The sequence below is a fragment of the Comamonas trifloxystrobinivorans genome (assembly GCF_043359985.1).
GTDB lineage: Bacteria > Pseudomonadota > Gammaproteobacteria > Burkholderiales > Burkholderiaceae_C > Comamonas > Comamonas trifloxystrobinivorans.
The window spans coordinates 1-773 of sequence record NZ_JBHZGV010000044.1 but is presented as its reverse complement, the minus strand read 5'-3'; the positions used below and the strand labels follow the sequence as shown (position 1 = coordinate 773).

Below are 773 nucleotides of genomic sequence, written 5' to 3'. Positions count from 1 at the left end.
GTGTTGCACAAGTACACCTCCCACTGGCCTGCGGCTACCTCCTGCATGCCTATTTGCTGACCCGCCAGCAAGTAGCCGATGTAGATGCGCAAGCCTCTCCAGTACACCACTCCATTGCGGCTGACCGTGGAGCTCTCCCAGTGAGGCGGGTACTGGGCTGGCGGCAGCTGCTCTGGATAGGTGCGATCGGATGAGCGGTAGCGCTGGCTGGGTGTTTGCTGCTCCAGGCTTTCATGGGGGCGCTGCTCGTTGTAGTGCTGACGGAAGGCGTCTAGCTGTACTTGCAGGGCTTGGAGGTTGGCTGCCGGTGTTTTGCCCAGTGCGTGCTTGAGGGTGCGGTGCATGCGTTCGTGGCGGCCGTTTTGCTGGGGCTTGCCGCGTTCGATGCGCTCGGGCTCGATCCCCAGCCGTATCCACCACACGGCTAGGCGTGACAGGCCTGCAACGCCCGTGCTGGCAAAGGGGGCGCCGTTGTCTGAGCGGATGCGGCTTGGCAGGCCGTGGTGTTGGAAGACACGCTCAAAGCTGTGCTGGGCTTGTGCAAAGCCGGTGCTGGGGTAGGCATCGATGGCCAGTAGGTAGCGACTGGCGTGGTCCATGATGGTCAAGGGGTAGCACCACTGGCCGTCGGCGGTCTTGAACTGGCCTTTGTAGTCCACGCTCCACAGACCATTGGGCTCGCTGCTGGGGCGCAGTGGTTGCTCGGTGGGGTGGACGCGCCTGCGTCTGCGCTGGCCCTGGATGAGGCCTGCGGCTTTGAGGATGTTGTAGAT

Annotated in this window: 1 protein-coding gene; it reads right to left on the bottom strand. The window is 63.3% G+C overall.

Annotated elements, in window-relative coordinates:
• Positions 1–773: integrase core domain-containing protein (locus ACFIQF_RS24610; RefSeq protein ID WP_393946283.1), on the bottom strand; the 773-nt coding region annotated here is incomplete at both ends.